The 17998-nt window shown below is 64.7% G+C and carries 15 protein-coding genes; all 15 read left to right on the top strand.

The genetic code is table 11. The annotated features are described in order from the left end of the window. Window positions 1-206 precede the first annotated feature (206 nt). Entirely contained in the window at window positions 207-1352 is a 1146-nt protein-coding gene (gene hemW / locus LPW11_RS06415) for a radical SAM family heme chaperone HemW (protein ID WP_230997303.1), read from the top strand. Between the two features lie 97 nt (window positions 1353-1449). Continuing rightward, the gene (hrcA, locus tag LPW11_RS06420) at window positions 1450-2496 is read left to right on the top strand and encodes a heat-inducible transcriptional repressor HrcA (RefSeq protein WP_230997304.1); all 1047 of its coding nucleotides are present in this window, start codon (window positions 1450-1452) and stop codon (window positions 2494-2496) included. Between the two features lie 17 nt (window positions 2497-2513). Continuing rightward, window positions 2514-3092: a nucleotide exchange factor GrpE gene (gene grpE / locus LPW11_RS06425; RefSeq protein ID WP_230997305.1), complete on the top strand. Its 579-nt coding sequence runs from the start codon at window positions 2514-2516 to the stop codon at window positions 3090-3092. 179 nt (window positions 3093-3271) lie between these two features. After that, on the top strand, window positions 3272-5185 hold the full coding sequence (gene dnaK / locus LPW11_RS06430) for a molecular chaperone DnaK (protein ID WP_230997306.1): 1914 nt from the start codon (window positions 3272-3274) through the stop codon (window positions 5183-5185). A gap of 125 nt (window positions 5186-5310) precedes the next feature. Beyond that, window positions 5311-6432, top strand: a complete 1122-nt coding sequence (dnaJ, locus tag LPW11_RS06435; RefSeq protein ID WP_230997307.1) for a molecular chaperone DnaJ — start codon at window positions 5311-5313, stop codon at window positions 6430-6432. 13 nt (window positions 6433-6445) lie between these two features. Next, complete coding sequence (locus tag LPW11_RS06440) at window positions 6446-7006, top strand: phospholipase D-like domain-containing protein (protein ID WP_230997308.1); 561 nt, start codon at window positions 6446-6448, stop codon at window positions 7004-7006. 407 nt (window positions 7007-7413) lie between these two features. Further along, window positions 7414-8169, top strand: a complete 756-nt coding sequence (gene larB, locus LPW11_RS06445) for a nickel pincer cofactor biosynthesis protein LarB (protein WP_230997309.1) — start codon at window positions 7414-7416, stop codon at window positions 8167-8169. Next, window positions 8166-9320: a nickel pincer cofactor biosynthesis protein LarC gene (gene larC / locus LPW11_RS06450; protein ID WP_230997310.1), complete on the top strand. Its 1155-nt coding sequence runs from the start codon at window positions 8166-8168 to the stop codon at window positions 9318-9320. The genes larB and larC overlap by 4 nt, the downstream gene beginning before the upstream one ends. Further along, window positions 9317-9787: a phosphatidylglycerophosphatase A family protein gene (locus tag LPW11_RS06455; RefSeq protein WP_230997311.1), complete on the top strand. Its 471-nt coding sequence runs from the start codon at window positions 9317-9319 to the stop codon at window positions 9785-9787. The genes larC and LPW11_RS06455 overlap by 4 nt, the downstream gene beginning before the upstream one ends. Further along, the gene (locus tag LPW11_RS06460) at window positions 9784-10512 is read left to right on the top strand and encodes a CinA family protein (protein ID WP_442899805.1); all 729 of its coding nucleotides are present in this window, start codon (window positions 9784-9786) and stop codon (window positions 10510-10512) included. Before LPW11_RS06455 ends, LPW11_RS06460 begins: the two co-directional genes overlap by 4 nt. Window positions 10513-10547: 35 nt before the next feature. Beyond that, complete coding sequence (locus LPW11_RS06465) at window positions 10548-12518, top strand: sensor histidine kinase (RefSeq protein WP_230997312.1); 1971 nt, start codon at window positions 10548-10550, stop codon at window positions 12516-12518. A gap of 131 nt (window positions 12519-12649) precedes the next feature. Beyond that, the gene (gene recA / locus LPW11_RS06470; RefSeq protein ID WP_230997313.1) at window positions 12650-13648 is read left to right on the top strand and encodes a recombinase RecA; all 999 of its coding nucleotides are present in this window, start codon (window positions 12650-12652) and stop codon (window positions 13646-13648) included. 3 nt (window positions 13649-13651) lie between these two features. Continuing rightward, window positions 13652-14803 carry a type IV pilus twitching motility protein PilT gene (locus tag LPW11_RS06475; RefSeq protein WP_230997314.1) on the top strand — a complete coding sequence of 384 codons (1152 nt, stop codon included), beginning with the start codon at window positions 13652-13654 and terminating at the stop codon, window positions 14801-14803. A 3-nt stretch (window positions 14804-14806) separates the two neighbouring features. Then, entirely contained in the window at window positions 14807-15268 is a 462-nt protein-coding gene (locus LPW11_RS06480) for a regulatory protein RecX (RefSeq protein WP_230997315.1), read from the top strand. Between the two features lie 77 nt (window positions 15269-15345). Next, window positions 15346-17976, top strand: a complete 2631-nt coding sequence (gene alaS / locus LPW11_RS06485; protein WP_230997316.1) for an alanine--tRNA ligase — start codon at window positions 15346-15348, stop codon at window positions 17974-17976. The last annotated feature ends 22 nt before the right edge of the window (window positions 17977-17998 follow it).

Here is a 17998-nt window from a genome sequence, read left to right on the forward strand (position 1 = left end):
AGATCGGAACTTTTTCAAGAGATCTCGTGAGCTTGCGGCGATGCCGGCGCTACCTGCGGACCGCTGGAGATGGCGCCTGCGCCGCCTTCCGCGGACCACCCCTTTTTGGTGACTTTGCCAGGGGCATTTGCTAGTAATGAATAGTGCTGCTCGGTGCACGAGCCGCGCTGGAGCGGTTCCCGGAAATAATAATACACAAGGACATCATGCAAGCTTCCCTCTACATCCACTTCCCCTTCTGCGTCCGCAAATGCCTCTACTGCGACTTCAACTCGGTGGGGGGTGACGCGATGGCGCCGCGCGACTACGTCTCCCTCCTCCTGAAGGAGATGGAGCTGCGCCGGTCGCGGCTCCCCGCGGAGGTCACCGCCCCCACCCTCTACCTCGGCGGGGGAACACCATCTCTCATGGCGCCGGACCTGGTACGGGAAATCGTGGACGCGGCGAGGCGCCTCTTTGGGGTCGAGGAAGACGCCGAGATAACCATGGAGGGAAACCCGGGGACCGTTTCACTGGAGACGCTGCGCGGCTACCGGTCAGCTGGGGTGAACAGGCTCTCTCTCGGGGTGCAGAGCTTCGACGACCGCTTTCTTGCCGTCCTCGGCCGGGTGCACAGCGCCCGCGAGGCCGCCGACGCCATCGAGGCGGCGCGGGAAGCGGGATTTCGCAACCTGAGCATCGACCTCATGCACTCCCTCCCCGGGCAGTCGCTAGAGGAGTGGCACGACACCCTGCGGCGCGCGCTCTCCTTTGCGCCGGAGCACATCTCCGCCTACGCCCTCATCGTCGAGCCCGGCACCCCTTTCGAGGGGATGGACGAGCGGGGAGAGCTCCCCCTCCCGGATGAAGAGGAAGGGGCGCGCATGTTCGAGAGCACCGGCGAGATCCTTGCCGCCGCCGGGTACCTGCAGTACGAGATCTCCAACTTCGCCCGCCCGGGTTACCAATCGAGACACAATACCGTCTACTGGCGCCGCGGCAGCTATCTCGGCTTCGGGGCCGGAGCCCACTCCTTCCTGAACCGGGGGGGGACCGGAACCCGCTGGAGCAACGCGCGGGGGATCGCGGAATATGGGGACGCGGTCGCCTCTGGCCGCCTCCCCGAAGAGGAGATGCACGAGCTCACCGTGCGGGAGGCGATATCGGAGGGGTTCTTTCTCGGCTTGAGGCGCCTCGACGGCGTCGATCTCGCGGAGCTTTCGGCAATCTTCCGCGCGGAGGATCTGCAGCCGTTCCTGGCACAAGCCGAGAGTCTCGTCGCCTCAGGCGCGCTGCAAAGGGAGGGGAGCCGGGTGCGGCTCGCCCCCGCCGCCGTCGCCGTCGCCAACAGCGTCTTCTGCCGTTTCCTGTAGGAGTCCCACCCCTTGACAAAGAAGGGGGGCATTGTTACCTTATACCTCGTTAGCACTCCCCAACAGCGAGTGCTAATTATGCTTTAGAGGGTGTGTCATGGAAGAGCAGCTCTCAGACAGGGGAAAGCGGATTCTCGAGGCGATCGTCGAGGATTACATCGCGAGCGCGGAGCCGGTGGCGAGCCGCAGCATCACGCGCAGCCACCAGCTCGCCCTCTCCCCCGCGACGGTCAGAAACGTCATGGCCGATCTCGAAGAGATGGGCTTTCTCACCTCGCCGCACACCTCGGCCGGCAGGATTCCCACCGAAAAGGCGTACCGCTTCTACGTGAACTCCATCCTCGAGGTGCAAAAGCTCACCAGGGGGAACAAGGAGTGGGTCCGGGAGATCCGCCGGCGCTGCCAGGTGGAGGGGAAGGACGTGGCGGAGGTCCTGAAGGAAACGAGCCGGCTGCTCTCGGCGACCTCCCACTACATGGGAGTCGTCCTCGCACCGCGCTTCGCAACGGATCACTTCCGCCAGATCGAGTTCGTGAAGCTCAGCGCCCGAAGGATCCTCGCCATACTCGTCTCCCAGAGCGGCACGGTCCAGAACAGGCTGATCCAGACCGATGCCGAGGTCTGCGCAGACGACCTGGTGCGCATGTCGAACTACCTGAACGAGCTCCTGAAGGGGCTCACCATCGCCCAGGTGCGGGAAAAACTCCTGAGCGAGATGCAAAGCGAGAAGGTGCGCTACGACGCCCTGATGAAGCAGGCAATCACCTTCTCCCAGCAGGCGGTCGCGGCAGAGGACCCGGAGATATTCCTGGAGGGGCAGGCGAACATTCTCGATCAGCCGGAATTTTCCGACGCAGGAAAGATGCGGGAGATCTTCCGCGCCTTCGAGAAGAAGGGGCTCCTTCTGAACCTCCTCGACCGCGCCATGGAGGCGCAGGGGGTGCAGATCTTCATCGGCACCGAGTCGCCGATCCTGCGCAGCGAGGGGATGAGCCTGATCGCCTCCACCTACATGGCAGGGAACGACACTGTAGGTGTCCTCGGCGTCATCGGCCCGACCCGCATGGGATACGGCAAGGTTATTCCGATCGTGGATTACACCGCGAAGTTAATAAGCAGACTGCTCGAGAGCGAGCAGGGATAAAAGGAGAGAGTAAAGGGATGGCAAACAAGACCCACGACTCCCAGCAGCAGGAGCCAGGAACCGCCCCCGAGGCGCCGCAGGAAGCCGCCGAGATCACCCCGGAGAGCGCGGAGGAGCGTATCGCGACACTGGAGACGGAGCTGAAGGCGAAAGAGGCCGAGGCGGCAGCGAATTACGACAAGTTCCTCAGGGAGCGGGCGGATCTGGAGAATTACAGGAAGAGGGTGCAGCGGGAGAAGGAAGAGATCCTCAAGTACGGCAACGAGGGGTTCGTGCTGGAGATCCTCCCCGCCCTGGACAACCTGGAGCGGGCGATCGAGCACGCCTCTGACGAGTCCCTCTCCGCCATACTGGAGGGGGTGAAGATCACCCTCAGCATGCTCCTCTCAGCACTCAAAAAACACGGGGTGACCCCGCTCGAATCGGCCCCCGGGACCGCGTTCGACCCGGCGCTGCACCAGGCGATGGCGCAGGTGCCGAGCGCCGAGCAGCCGCCGAACACGGTGGTGCAGGAGTACCAGAAGGGGTATCTCATAAACGAGCGGCTCTTGCGTCCGGCGATGGTGTCGGTGGCGATAGCCCCGAAGGAAGACTAGAAAAAAGGTTCGGGGTCAGCGTTCGGGGGTCAGAAAGGGATCATCCCTTCTGGCCCCGATCCTTTTCACCCCCCTTTTTTCCGCCCCCGCCCCTGATCCCCTTTTTTTTACACGCCCCCTTGTTTTTTGGGGGAGGGATGACTAGCTTTCCGGTACAGCTACCTTAAGAGGAGGAAGAAATGAGCAAAGTCATAGGAATCGACCTGGGTACCACCAACTCCTGCGTCGCAGTCATGGAAGGTGGGGAACCTGTTGTCATAGCCAACGCCGAGGGGAGCCGCACCACCCCGTCCATGGTTGCGATGACCGAGAGCGGCGAGCGATTGGTGGGGCAGCAGGCAAAGCGCCAGGCGGTCACCAACCCCGAAAATACCCTTTTCGCCATCAAACGCCTCATCGGCCGCAAGTACGATTCGGAGGCGGTTAAAAAGGATATCGCCATCTCCCCCTTCAAGATCGTGAAGGCGGACAACGGCGACGCCTGGGTGGAGGTACGCGGGCAGAAGTACTCCGCTCCCGAGATCTCCGCCATGGTGCTGCAGAAGATGAAAAAGACCGCGGAGGACTACCTCGGCGAGACCGTCACCGACGCCGTCATCACCGTTCCGGCGTATTTCGACGACTCCCAGCGCCAGGCAACGAAGGACGCCGGGAAGATCGCGGGTCTCAACGTCCTGCGCATCATCAACGAGCCGACCGCGGCAGCACTCGCCTACGGCCTCGACAAGAAGAAGGACGAGAAGATCGCGGTGTTCGACCTCGGCGGCGGCACCTTCGATATCTCCATTCTGGAGCTCGGCGAGGGGGTCTTCGAGGTGAAGTCCACCAACGGCGACACCTTCCTCGGCGGCGAGGACTTCGACCAGAAGATCATCGACTGGATCGCCGACGAGTTCAAGAAGGACCAGGGGATCGACCTCAGAGGGGACAAGATGGCGCTGCAGCGCCTTAAAGAGGCGGGCGAGAAGGCGAAGTGCGAACTCTCCTCTTCGCTCGAGACCGACATCAACCTCCCCTTCATCACCGCCGACGCCACCGGGCCGAAGCACCTCACCCTGAAGCTTACCCGTGCGAAGCTGGAGGCGATCTGCGCCGACCTCGTGGCGAAGCTCGAAGGACCGTGCCGCACCGCGCTCAGGGACGCTGGGCTCTCCCCGAGCGACATCGACGAGGTCATCCTCGTCGGCGGCATGACCCGCATGCCGGTGGTGCAGAAGAAGGTGCAGGACATCTTCGGCAAGACCCCGAACCGCGGCGTGAACCCCGACGAAGTCGTGGCGATCGGCGCAGCGATCCAGGGGGGCGTACTGCGCGGCGATGTGAAAGACGTCCTGCTGCTCGACGTGACCCCGCTCTCGCTGGGCATCGAAACCCTGGGGGGCGTCATGACGAAGCTCATCGAGAAGAACTCCACCATCCCCTGCAGAAAGAGCCAGGTCTTCTCCACCGCGGCGGACAACCAGCCTGCCGTCTCCATCCACGTCCTGCAGGGCGAGCGCGAGATGTCCTCGGACAACAAGACGCTCGGCAACTTCGAGCTCTCCGGCATCCCCGCAGCGCCGCGCGGCGTGCCGCAGATCGAGGTCACCTTCGACATCGACGCGAACGGCATCGTGCACGTCTCCGCGAAGGACCTCGGCACCGGGAAGGAGCAGTCGATCCGCATCACCGCTTCCTCGGGGCTCTCAAAAGAAGAGATCGACAAGATGGTGCGCGAGGCGGAAAGCCACGCAGCCGAGGACAAGAAGAAGCGCGAGGTGGTCGAGGCGCGCAACCAGGCGGACAACCTGGTGTACCAGACCGAGAAGTCGCTGAAGGAGTACGGCGACAAGATCGACCCCTCCGAGAAGGCGAAGATCGAGGGGGGCGTGGCAAGCCTGAAGAAGGCGCTGGAAGGAAACGACGCCGACGAGATCAAGAGGGAGAGCGAGGCCCTCATGCAGGCCTCCCACAAGCTCGCCGAGGCTGTGTACGCGAAAGCCGGCGGCGCCGAGGGGGCGCACGGCGGCGAGGCTCACGGGGAGCAGGAAGGGCCGAAAGGGGAAAAAGTAGTCGACGCCGACTTCGAAGAAGTAAAAGACGACAAGAAGTAGGAAATCTGCTATACAAATAGGCGCGCGTCTCCCGAGGCGCGCGCCGCTGTTTAATTTCATCACGCAGCCGGGCAGCGTCTCATTAATCTTTATGGACGCTGTCTTTGCGTTACAAAGGACGTATTTTGGCAAACGGAGAGAAGCAGGATTATTACGAGGTTCTCGAGGTAAACCGCAACGCCTCGGAGACGGAGATCAAGAAGGCCTACCGGCGCATGGCGGTGAAGTACCACCCCGACAAGAACTCCGGTGAGAAGGCGGCCGAGGAGAAGTTCAAGGAGGTCACCGAGGCGTACGAGGTCCTCTCCGACCCGCAGAAGAGGGCGCTGTACGACCAGTACGGCCACGCGGGGATGGGTGGAGGCGGCTTCGGCGGTTTCTCCGCGGGGGGCTTCGGCGGCTCCCCCTTTGGCGACATCTTCGGGGACATCTTCGGCGAGGTATTCGGCGCGCGGCCGAAGCCGGGTCGCGGCCGGCGCGGGGATGATCTGCAGTACAACCTGGAGGTGACCTTCGAGGAGGCGGCCTTCGGGGTGGACAAGAAGATCGACATCCCCTACGCCAAGCGCTGCGACGCCTGCTCCGGTTCCGGAGCAAAGCCGGGCACCGAGGCTAAAACCTGCCCGACCTGCCACGGCGCCGGTCAGATGCGTTTCCAGCAGGGCTTTTTCAGCGTCTCCAAGACCTGCTCCCACTGCAACGGCGAGGGGCGCATCGTGGAGTCCCCCTGCCCCACCTGCCGCGGCGTCGGCACGGTGCGCGACAAGAAGACGATCTCCGTGAAGGTCCCCGCCGGGGTCGAGACGGGGATCAGGCTGAAGCTCTCCGGAGAGGGTGGCCAGGGGGTGAAGGGGGGACCGAACGGCGACCTCTACGTCGCGCTCATGGTGAAGGAGCACCCGATCTTCCGGCGCGAGGACAACGACGTCATCTGCGAGATCCCGATAAGCTTTACCCAGGCGGCGCTCGGCTGCGAGCTCGAGGTTCCGACGCTCGACGGCAGGGTCAGCCTGAAGATTCCTGAAGGAACGCAGTCCGGCAGCGTCTTCCGCATGCGCGGCAAGGGTGTGCCGGCGCTGCAGGGGTACGGGCGCGGAGACCACATTGTGGTGGCGAAGGTGGAGACACCGACGAACCTCAACAAGCAGCAGCGGGAACTCCTCGAGGAGCTGGCGCGCACCGGCGGCGAGGACGCCAATCCGCTCCGGAAGAACTTCTTCTCGAAGGTGATGGACCTCTTCACGTGATGACCTCAGGGGAGTGGCGCGCGTTGCCCTGGCAGCGCTCCTTTTTTGCGCCCTCCCCGTCGTGGAAGCTGAGCCCCGGGAGAGCGCGCTGATAGCAGACGCCGCACTCCCGGGGCTTCTTATTTCCGGGATCAGGGGTGCGAGGAGCACCATCACCGGCGCCTACTACCTCTTCAAGATCGGGCGCGGCTCCCGCAACATCCCGGCACAGGTCGCCGCCGAACTCGTTGCCGCCGCACGACGAGGCGTAGAGGTGACGATCCTCCTGGAGGGAAAGAACCCGGTCGGGCGAACGAACCGCGCGACCGCCCTCTTCCTCGCCAGAGGAGGGGTGAAGGTCCTCTTCCCCTCGGGGAGGGGTGCAGCCCACGTGAAAGCACTGGTCATCGACGACCGGCTCCTCTTTCTCGGCAGCCACAACCTCACCCAGAGCGCCCTTTCCAGAAACAGCGAGCTCTCGCTCCTCGTGCAGGACCCCGCCCTTGCCCGGGAGGTGCACGCCTACCTGAACCGGCTCGCGGCGCGCTCCTCGTACCTCGCCGTCCCGCGCGTACAGGGCCGGGAGCGGCGCTAGAAGAGCCTGTCATCGGGGGAACAATATTTCCCTCCCCCCCTTGCATCATCCGATTCTTCCCTTACCTTTTAGAGTTTGACCGGCCGCGAACGTATGGCTAGGGGCGGAGCCAGAGTGTTGATCTTCCTCCACGGTAGCACCTCGAAGGTACCCTCCCTTTCAAGGGGAGGGTCAGGGTGGGGATGGGGTAGAAGTTCGTGAACGCGGAACCCCATCCCCCTCCTGTCCTCCCCCTTGAAAGGGGAGGGACGAACTGCTGGCGGCTCAACTTTGGTCCAGCACTCGTTGGAGTTTCCCGCCCATATTTTTTTGTCCCGCGAGGAATGAAAGCGTGTTACTTTACGCCTTCGAAAAAGCGGGCCCTCCCCTTCGCGTGAGCGGCCGAAGACAAGCAGGAGACGAAGTAATTGCACAGCGACAGGATTGAAAAAATACTTGCGGAAGTGGCCGCAGGGGGGAAGGACGTCGCCGCGGCGATGGAGGAACTGAAGCACCTCCCCTACGAGGATCTCGGGTGCGCGACCCTTGACCACCACCGGGCCCTGCGCCAGGGGTTCCCCGAGGTGGTCTTCGGGCAGGGAAAGAGCGTGGCGCAGATGGAAACGATCATCGCGGCGCTCCTCGCCAAGGGGGGGAACGTCCTCGCCACCCGGGTGAGCCCCGTGAAAGGAAAAAAGCTCCTCCAGCGCTTCCCGCAGGCCGTGTACCACGCCGACGCGCGCTGCCTCACCATCGAGCAGCACCCGATCGAGCTGCGCGGCAGGGGAAAGATTCTCGTGGTCTGCGCCGGCACCTCCGACATCCCGGTGGCGGCGGAGGCGCTCGTGACGGCGCGCATGATGGGAAACGAAACGGAGAAGCTGTACGACGTCGGTGTGGCCGGGCTGCACCGGCTCCTCTCCCGGCATACCCTGCTCCGGCAGGCGGCGGTCGTCATCGTCGTCGCCGGGATGGAAGGGGCGCTGCCGTCCGTCGTCGGCGGGCTGGTGGAGAAGCCGGTGATCGCGGTCCCCACCTCGGTCGGATACGGCGCGGCGTTCAACGGAGTCGCGGCACTTCTGGGGATGCTCAATTCGTGCGCGGCAGGGGTGACCGTGGTTAATATCGACAACGGCTTCGGCGCGGCGTACGCGGCGAGCCTCATGAACAGGACGCAGCCATGAAGACCCTCTATTTTGATGCCTTCGCAGGGATCTCGGGAGACATGACGGTCGGGGCGCTCCTCGACCTGGGGGTGCCCCTCGAAGTCGTGCAGGAAGGTCTCTCCCTCCTCCCCTTCACAGGATACCGCCTGGCGACGGTCGAGGTGAAGAAGCACGGTGTCTCCGGTACCCACTTCCAGGTGCATCTGGAGGAGGCGGATCAGCCGCACCGCCACTACGGCGACATCGTCTCCCTCATCGAGAATTCTTCGCTGAACGCACAGGTAAAGGAGCTCTCGCTTCGGATCTTCCGGCGCCTCGGAGAGGCGGAGGGGAAGGTGCACGGGGTGCCGCTGGAGCGGGTGCACTTCCACGAGGTCGGGGCGGTCGATTCGATCGTCGACATCGTAGGGACCGCCATCGCCCTCGACTGGCTCCGCTTCGAAAAGATCGTCTGCTCCCCCCTCCCCTACGGGAGCGGCTTTGTGGAGACGGCGCACGGCAGGCTTCCGGTCCCTCCGCCGGCGGTCGCGGAGCTCCTGCGGGAGATCCCGGTGCACGGCAACATCGGCCCCGGCGAGCGTGTCACCCCGACCGGCGCGGCGATCGTGGCGGCGCTTGCCGACTCCTTCGGCCCCGCTCCGGAGATGCGGATCGAAAAAATAGGGTACGGAGCCGGGACGAAGGAGTTCCCCGACCTCCCGAACCTGCTGCGCGTTGTCGCCGGCGAAAGCGCCGCCGGCACCGGCGAGGAGATCCTCGTATTGGAGTGCCACATCGACGACATGACCCCTGAGGCGTTCGGATTCCTCATGGAGAGGCTCCTCGCCGCGGGCGCGCTCGACGTGGGGCTTGTCCCGATGCAGATGAAGAAAAACCGCCCCGGCACCCGGGTGACGGTCATCGCGAGACCGACCGATCTGGACACCCTTTCCGGCGTCATCCTGAGCGAGTCCACCTCCATCGGCTTCCGCTACTACCCCGCGCGCCGCATGACGCTGCCACGCCACAGCGAGACGCGGGAGACCTCACTCGGGCCGGTGCGGGTGAAGATCATCGGGGCTGGGCGCCTCTCCCCCGAGTACGAGGACTGCCGCAAGATCGCGCTGGAGCGGAAGATGCCGCTCATCGAGGTGTTCCGCATCGTCGAGCGGGAGACATGGCGCCCATGAGACTGTTTTTGACCATCGCCGCCACCTGGGGGGGACTCGGCTACTTTCCGGTCGCCTCCGGGACGGTAGGGACGCTGGGGGCGATCCCCCTGTACCTTGCGCTTTCCCGCCTGTCGCTCCCTCTGTACCTCGTCACGGTCGTCGCCTTCACCCTCCTTGCCTGCCGCGTCTCGGGGGACGCGGAGACGATCTTCGGAGAGAAGGACTCCGGGAAGATCGTCATTGACGAGGTCGCAGGCTTCCTCGTTACCATGACAGGGGTGGCGCAAGCCTTCCCGGAGCCGCGGCAGGCCGTGCCGGCGCTGATAGCCGGCTTCCTCTTTTTCCGCCTCTTCGACATCGTGAAGCCCCCGCCGGCCCGCTTTTTCGACCAGAAGCTCAAGAACGGCTACGGCGTCGTCCTCGACGACATCGCCGCAGGTGTCTACGCCTGCGCCGCGACCCACCTCGTGTTGAGGCTCCTATGACCGAAGCGCTCCTGCAGGAGGTACTGAAGCTGTACGGGGTGAGCCCCGAGGAGGCGGCGGCACGCCTTGCGCTGGCGCTCCCCTGGGATCTCGGGGTGAAGGTGGAGTTTCGCGAAATGGAGCCGGAACTGCACCTGGCCCTTTCCACCGGAGAGGAAAACGGGAAGCGCCTGCAGGAGGCGGTCGCCGCCGCAAAGGAAGCGCTCGCTCCGCACATCTTCGCCTCCGGAAGCGGGACGATGGAGGAGACAGTGGCAAATCTCTTCCGCTGCACCGGCGCCACCCTTTCGCTCGCCGAATCGTGCACCGGGGGGATGATCGCCGCGCGCATCACCGAGGTCGCCGGCAGCTCCGCCTGGTTCCTGGAAGGGATCGTGAGCTACAGCAATGCCGCGAAATCCCGCCTCCTGAGCGTCCCCGCGACTCTCATCGAGAAGCACGGGGCGGTAAGCGAAGAGGTCGCCGTCGCCATGGCGCAGGGAGCGCGCGACGGGGCCGGGAGCGACCTTGCGCTGGCGGTCACCGGGATCGCGGGGCCCGAGGGGGGCTCGCCGCAGAAGCCGGTGGGGACCGTGTACATCGCCGTTGCAAACCGGGAGGGGTGCCATGCGCAGCGCCACCTCTTCCGGGGAGACCGCCAGAGGGTGAGGGAACTCACCGTCTTTGCGGCCTTCGACTGGCTGCGCAGAGATCTCCTCACGATGGCAGACACCTGCCGCGGCTGAATCCGGAAACTCCTTCTGGCTTTAAGGGGATACCCGTGCACCTTGCTCCGCTATCCATCCTGATACCCTTAACGCTCCTCATTCTCTTCGCCGAGCCCTTCCTTTCGCTGCCGGTGCCGCTGCACCTCTGCGCCGGCGGCATCCTCGTCGTCTCCCTGTGCGCCTGGCGCCGCAGGGAGAGCTCCGAGCGCACCCGCCGCAGCGCCCTTCTGACCGAGATAGAGCAGGAAGCTGCCCGCTGCACCCGGCGCTACCACGGCATCCTCGAGGGGGCAGGAAACGCCCTTTTCATCTTCAATGCGGAGAACGGCCTCCTGGAGGAGAGTAACGGCGCGGCGCAGGAGCTTCTCGGCTTCACCAGGGAAGAGATGTCCGCGCTGCAGGGGAAGGAATTCTTTCCCGCCGGGGAGCAGGAAAAATTCCGTTCCCTCGTGTACCGGCTGAAGCGCCGCGGCAGCGCCGACCCTGTCGACCTCGTCTTCCAGCGAAAAGACGGCTCCCGCTTCCTGGGAGAAGTCGAGGCGCGCCTCCTGGAGCTCGGGAGCGAGCGGCTGGTGGCGGGGATCGTGCGCGACATCTCGGAGAAGCGGCGGGCCGAGGGGGAACTGCAGCAGAGAAATCGTGAGCTCAGCATCCTGAACGCTCTTCTGGCCACCATAAACGAAGGGAAGCCGCTGCCGGAGGTCATGGAGGAAACCCTCACCAAGCTCATGGAGCATGTGGGGGCCGAAGGGGGTGCTGTGCACCTTATCGAAGAGGACGGGGCCCCCGCCCCGACCGTATCGCGCCAGGTCTCCCCCCACCTCACCGTCGATCTCGCCGGGTGCATAGGGCGCGGCATGGAGCGGTGCGGCAGCATCAACAGCTGCGGTGCGGCGGAGACGGAGTCGTGCCGGCTCGCCCCGGCTGCCGCCTCGGAAGGGTGGGGACGGCTCTTCGCGGTACCTCTCGCGACCCGCAGCCGCCTCATCGGGGTCATGCACCTGCTGCACCGCCAGTGGCACCCCTACAGCGAGGAGGAGATCCGCTTCCTCACCACGGTGGGGCAGCAGATGGGGAATGCCCTGGAGCAGGCCCGCCTCTTTGCCGAGCTCGACTGGAAGAGCGCGCAGCTCATGCGCTCGCACCGCCTCCTGGAGACGAGCAGCCGCTCCCTTGCCGCCTCCGAGATAAAGCTGAAGCAAAACCTCGCCCTGGTGGAACAGGCAAACGCCGATCTCAAGCGCGTCTCCGCCATGAAGAACCAGTTTCTCGGCCTCGTCTCCCACGAGTTCAACACCCCCCTCACGAGCATCATCGCCGGCACCGATCACCTCCTGCAGCAGGGGTGCGCGGAGGAGGACGAGGCGGTCCTCCGGATGGTGCGCGACGGCGGGCTGCGCCTGAAGGACCTGGTGGGGGACCTCCTGAACCTGATAAAGCTGGAGGCGAAGGAAGGGGTCATGGTCGCGGAGCCGGTGCACCTGAAAGGGGAGCTGGAGCTGGTAAGGGAGCAGCTCGCCCCCGCGCTCGCCGCGCGAAACCAGAGCCTCATCCTCTGCGGGCTGGAGAATCTCCCCTCGTTCGTGGGGGACTGGAAGAACCTGGAGCGGGTCTTTGGCGAGCTCCTGGAGAACGCCATGAAGTTTACCCCCGACGGCGGGGAGATCCGGGTCAGCGGCCGGGTGGTGGACGGGAAGTCCCTCGCTGAGCGGCGCGAGACGCTGGAGCGCTTCAACGAGGGGTTCCTCGCGCGCTGCGGCAACAGGTGCTACCTAGAGGTGGAGGTGCGCGACAACGGAATCGGGATTCCGCCGCAGGAGCAGCAGCGCGTCTTCCAGATCTTCTACGAGATCGGCGACGTCAGGCACCATTCGAGCGGCAAGGGGGCGGGGCTCGGCCTTGCGATCGTGAAAGGGATGGTGGAGGCGCACGGCGGCATGGTGTGGGTGGAGAGCGACAAGGGGAGCTCCTTCTTCCTCCTTCTGCCGCTGGAGCAGGAGCTCAGCCAGCCGGAACTCTTCTAGCGCGGAGCTTCCCCCCGTGCGTCAGGAGGAGCGGGAGCCGCACGCTCCGATGTTACTTGAAAACTCGCTGGAATTTGTGCTATTTGTCATGGGATCGCCGGAACAGGCGAAAACAGCAAGGAGATACGCGTATGCTCGACAGGGAGAAGGCGATTGACCTGGCACTCGGCCAGATAGAGAAACAGTTCGGCAAAGGTGCCATCATGAGGCTCGGCAACGAGGAGGCGCTCCCGGACGTGGCAGCCATCCCCACCGGCTCCCTCTCGCTGGACCTGGCGCTCGGCGTAGGCGGCGTACCCCGCGGTCGCGTCATCGAGGTATACGGTCCCGAGTCCTCCGGCAAGACGACCCTCGCGCTGCACATCATCGCGGAGGCGATGAAGGAAGGTGGCATCGCCGCCTTCATCGACGCCGAGCACGCGCTCGACATCGGCTACGCGAGGAAGCTCGGGGTGAAGACCGACGACCTCCTCGTCTCCCAGCCGGACACCGGCGAGCAGGCGCTGGAGATCGCCGAGACCCTCGTCAGATCGGGCGCCATCGACGTCCTCGTCGTCGACTCCGTCGCGGCCCTCGTGCCGAAAGCGGAGATCGAGGGCGACATGGGCGATTCCCACATGGGTCTGCAGGCCCGCCTCATGTCGCAGGCGTTGCGCAAGCTCACCGGCATCATCTCCAAGAGCAACTGCTGCGTCATCTTCATCAACCAGATCAGGATGAAGATCGGCGTCATGTTCGGCAACCCCGAGACGACGACCGGCGGTAACGCCCTGAAGTTCTACGCCTCCGTGCGCATGGACATCAGGAAGATCGCCGCACTGAAGCAGGGGAACGACGTCATCGGCTCCCGCACCAGGGTGAAGGTGGTGAAGAACAAGGTCGCCCCCCCCTTCAAGGAAGTGGAATTCGACATCCTCTACGGCGAAGGGATCTCCAAGGAAGGGGACGTCCTCGACCTCGCCGTGGAGAAGGGGATCGTGGACAAGAGCGGAGCCTGGTTCTCCTACGGCAAGGACCGCATCGGCCAGGGTCGCGAGAACTCCCGCATCTATCTGAAGGAGCACCCGGAGATCACCGCAGAGATCCGGGAGAGGCTGCTCGCCCCCGAGGCAGCCGCCCAGGCGGTATAAGACATGGAACTGAACGAGATCCTTTCCGTCGCCATGAAGGCCCGGGGGTCCGACGTCCACCTGAAGACGGGGATCCCCCCGATCGTGCGGATCGACGGGCAGCTGCGCGCCATCCCGAACGCGGAGCGCCTCTCCGCGGACGCGGTGCGCACCATGGCCAAGGGGATCATGAACGAGCGGCAAAGGAAGCAGTTCGAGGAGAACTACGAGGTAGACCTCTCCTACGGCGTCCCCGGACTCGGGAGGTTCCGCGTCAACGCCTACTCCCAGCGCGGCACCGTGGCCATGGTGCTGCGCGCCATCCCGATCGCCATCCCCTCGCTGGAGGCGCTGAACCTCCCGCCGGTCCTTAAAAAGCTCGCCCTCGAGCAGCGCGGCCTGATCCTTGTCACCGGCACGACCGGCAGCGGCAAGTCCACCACGCTCGCCTCGATGATCGACTACATAAATGAGAACCGCACCTGCAACATCATCACCATCGAGGACCCGGTCGAGTACCTGCACAAGGACAAGAAGAGCCTGATCAACCAGCGCGAGGTCGGCTTCGACACCCTGACCTTCGGCAGGGCGCTCACCAGCGCCTTGCGCCAGGACCCGGACGTCATCCTCGTCGGCGAGATGCGCGACCACGAGACGATCGAGACCGCGCTCACCGCCGCCGAGACCGGGCACCTGGTCCTCTCCACGCTGCACACCCTCGATGCCGCCGAGACCATCAACCGCATCATCTCCGTCTTCCCCCCGTACCATCAGAGACAGGTCCGGATGCAGCTCTCCGGGATCATCAGAGGGGTCATCTCCCAGCGCCTGGTGCCGCGCATCGACGGCAAGGGAAGGGTGCCGGCGGTGGAGATCATGATCGGCACGGCCCGCGTCAGGGACTGCATCGACGACAAGGAAAAGACGAAGCAGATCGCGGACGCCATTTCCCAGGGGTACACCACCTACGGCATGCAGACCTTCGACCAGTCGCTCATGCAGCTCTTCACGAGCAAGCTCATCAGCTATGAGGAGGCGCTGCGCCAGTCCAGCAACCCGGACGACTTCGCCCTGAAGGTCTCCGGCATCTCTTCCACCTCCAACGCCAGCTGGGACCAGTTCACCCTGGAAGAACCTGAAGCCGGGGATGGAGAACTGGTGATCGAGAAGTACTAAGGGGTGTCCAACGCGCTTTTCGACTGTGCGCTGAGAGCCCTCGCGCTGCGCGACCACAGCGAGACGGAGCTGCGCCGCAAGCTCTCCGCCAAGCGCTTCGGCGCCGAAGAGATAGAGGCGGCCCTCTCCCGGCTGCGGGAGCTCTCCTACCTCGACGACCGCCGCTTTGCCCGCACATTCGCCGAGAGCGCCATGCGAAATGGCAGGGGGTTCGGCGCGAAGCTCTCGCAGGACCTCTCCCGGCGCGGCATCACCCCGGCGACGATTGCCGAGGTGCTGGAGGAGCTCTCCGGGGAATTCGATGAGAGGGAGAGCCTCGCGGAGCTCCTGGAGCGGAAGTTCCCGCGCTTCGAGGCGGCGACGGCGACGGAGAAGGAGAAACGGCGGGTCGTGGGATACCTGCAGCGCCGGGGATTCACCCTCTCGGCCATATTTTCCGCGCTGAAGGGCGCCGCATCGGACTGAAAGTTTTTCCTTCCCTTCGGGGTTTTGCTCGAGATTTACATGGACCGGACGGTCCTATCAACGATAAAGAGGTCAGAATGACAGGCAAAGAGATACGGGCGCAGTTCTTCGACTACTTCCAGAGGAAGGGGCACACCCTGGTGGAGAGCTCCAACCTGATCCCCAAGAACGACCCGACCCTGCTTTTCGCCAACGCGGGGATGAACCAGTTCAAGGACGTCTTCCTCGGCGTGGAGAAAAGGGACTACGTCCGCGCCGTCTCCTCGCAGAAGTGCGTACGCGCCGGCGGGAAGCACAACGACCTGGAGAACGTCGGCCACACCGCCCGGCACCACACCTTCTTCGAGATGCTCGGCAACTTCTCCTTCGGTGACTACTTCAAGAAAGAAGCGATCGCCTTTGCCTGGGAATTCCTGACCGGAGAGCTGAAGCTCGACAAGAACCGGCTCTACGTCACGGTGTACACCGATGACGACGAGGCGGCCGCCATCTGGAACGAGCAGGAAGGGGTGCCCCTGGAGCGCATCTACCGCTTCGGGGAGAAGGACAACTTCTGGTCCATGGGGGACACCGGCCCCTGCGGCCCCTGCTCCGAGATTTTCTGGGACAACGGCCCCGGCACCGGCTGCGGCTCCCCGACCTGCGCGGTCGGCTGCGACTGCGACCGCTACATGGAGATCTGGAACAACGTCTTCATGCAGTTCAATCGCGACAAGGACGGCACCATGACGCCGCTGCCGAAGCCGTCGGTCGACACCGGGATGGGGCTCGAGCGGATCAGCGCCGTCATGCAGGGGGTGACCTCCAACTACGACACCGACCTCCTGCAGGGGATCATCCGCCACATCGAGAAGCTCTCCGGGAAGAAGTACGGCGAGGACGCAAAGGACGACGCATCGATGCGCGTCATGGCGGACCACGCCCGTGCCGTCACCTTCCTCATCTGCGACGGCGTGCTTCCCTCCAACGAGGGGCGCGGCTACGTGCTGCGCCGCATCATGCGCCGCGCGGCGCGGCACGCGAAGATGCTCGGCGTCTCCGAGCCGATCCTGTACCGCACCGTCGACGCGGTAAACCTCATGATGGGGGAGGCGTACCCGGAGCTCCTGGAGCGCGAGCAGTACGTGAAAAAGGTCATCCTCGCCGAAGAGGAGCGCTTTGCCGAGACCCTCGACCGCGGCCTTGCCATCCTCAATGAGGAGACGGCGCAGCTGAAGGCGAAGGGGGAGACGGTCATCTCCGGCGAAGTCATCTTCAAGCTGTACGACACCTTCGGCTTCCCGGTCGACCTCACCGCCGACATCGTGGCGAGTGAAGGGTTCACCCTCGACGAGGACGGCTTTGCGCTGTGCATGGAAAAGCAGCGCATGAAGGCGCGCGAGCACTGGAAAGGCTCCGGCGAGGCCGGCGTCTCCACCATCTACAAGGAACTCGTGGGGGAAGGTATCAAGTCGACCTTCGTGGGGTACAACGAGCACACCGCCTACGCCCCGATCACCGCCATCATCAAGAAGGGGGAGCGGGTCTCCGAGGCGCGCGAAGGTGAAGAAGTCGAAGTCATCGTCCCCACCACCCCCTTCTACGGGGAGTCCGGCGGGCAGGTAGGGGATGTCGGCGAGATCTCCACCGGAGTCGGCCACTTCCACGTCACCGACTCGGTCCGCCCGGTGCCGGACCTCATCGTGCACAAGGGAAAGGTGACCTCCGGCGCGCTGCAGGTCGGGGACGCCGCAGATCTGAAGGTCGGCATGGCGGTGCGCAAGGCTGCCGAGAGAAACCACACGGCGACCCACCTCCTGCAGGCGGCGCTGCGCGCGGTGCTCGGCGATCACGTGAAGCAGGCAGGCTCGCTGGTTACCCCGGAGCGGCTGCGCTTTGACTTCACCCACTTCTCCGCGATGACCGCAGAGGAGATCCGCCGCGTCGAGGCGCTGGTGAACGGCTTCATCATGGATAACTCCGAAGTGAGCGCGCTGGAAATGGGGCAGAAAGAAGCGATGGCCGCAGGCGCCACCGCACTCTTCGGCGAGAAGTACGGCGACGTGGTACGCGTGGTGAAGGTCGGCGAGATAAGCTCCGAGCTTTGCGGCGGCACCCATGTCGGCGGCGCCGGCGAGATCGGCTTTTTCAAGATCCTCTCCGAAGTCGGCATCGCCGCCGGCGTGCGCAGGATAGAGGCGCTCACCGGGAGCGGGGCGCTCGCCTACGTGAACACCCTTGAGGACGAGCAGCGCGCAGTCTCCGCCCTCCTGAAAGCCGACGCAGGGTCGGCGCTGGAGAAGCTGGAGAGGGTACTCGCCCAGCAAAGAGAGCTCGCGCGTGAGATCGAGTCGCTGCAGGGGCGGATCAACGCCTCCAAGTCGGTGGACCTCGTGCAGAAGGCGCGCGAGCTGAACGGCATCCGCGTTCTCTCCACCCGGGTCGACGGTGTCGACGCGAAGGGGCTGAGGGAGCTTTCGGACACCCTGAAGGAGCGGATCGGCTCCGGCGTCATCGTCCTCGGCACCGCCGCGGCGGACAAGGTGAACCTCCTCGTGGCGGTCACCGCCGACCTCACCGAGCGCTGCAAGGCCGGAGACGTCATCAAGGCGATCGCACCGATCGTCGGCGGCAACGGCGGCGGCAAGCCGGAACTCGCCCAGGCAGGGGGCACCCGCCCGGAAAACCTGGACGAGGCGCTGGAAGCGGTGTACAACATCATCGGCTAAAACCTTTCCACCTTCCCCCTCC

Source organism: Geomonas sp. RF6 (assembly GCF_021044625.1).
GTDB lineage: Bacteria > Desulfobacterota > Desulfuromonadia > Geobacterales > Geobacteraceae > RF6.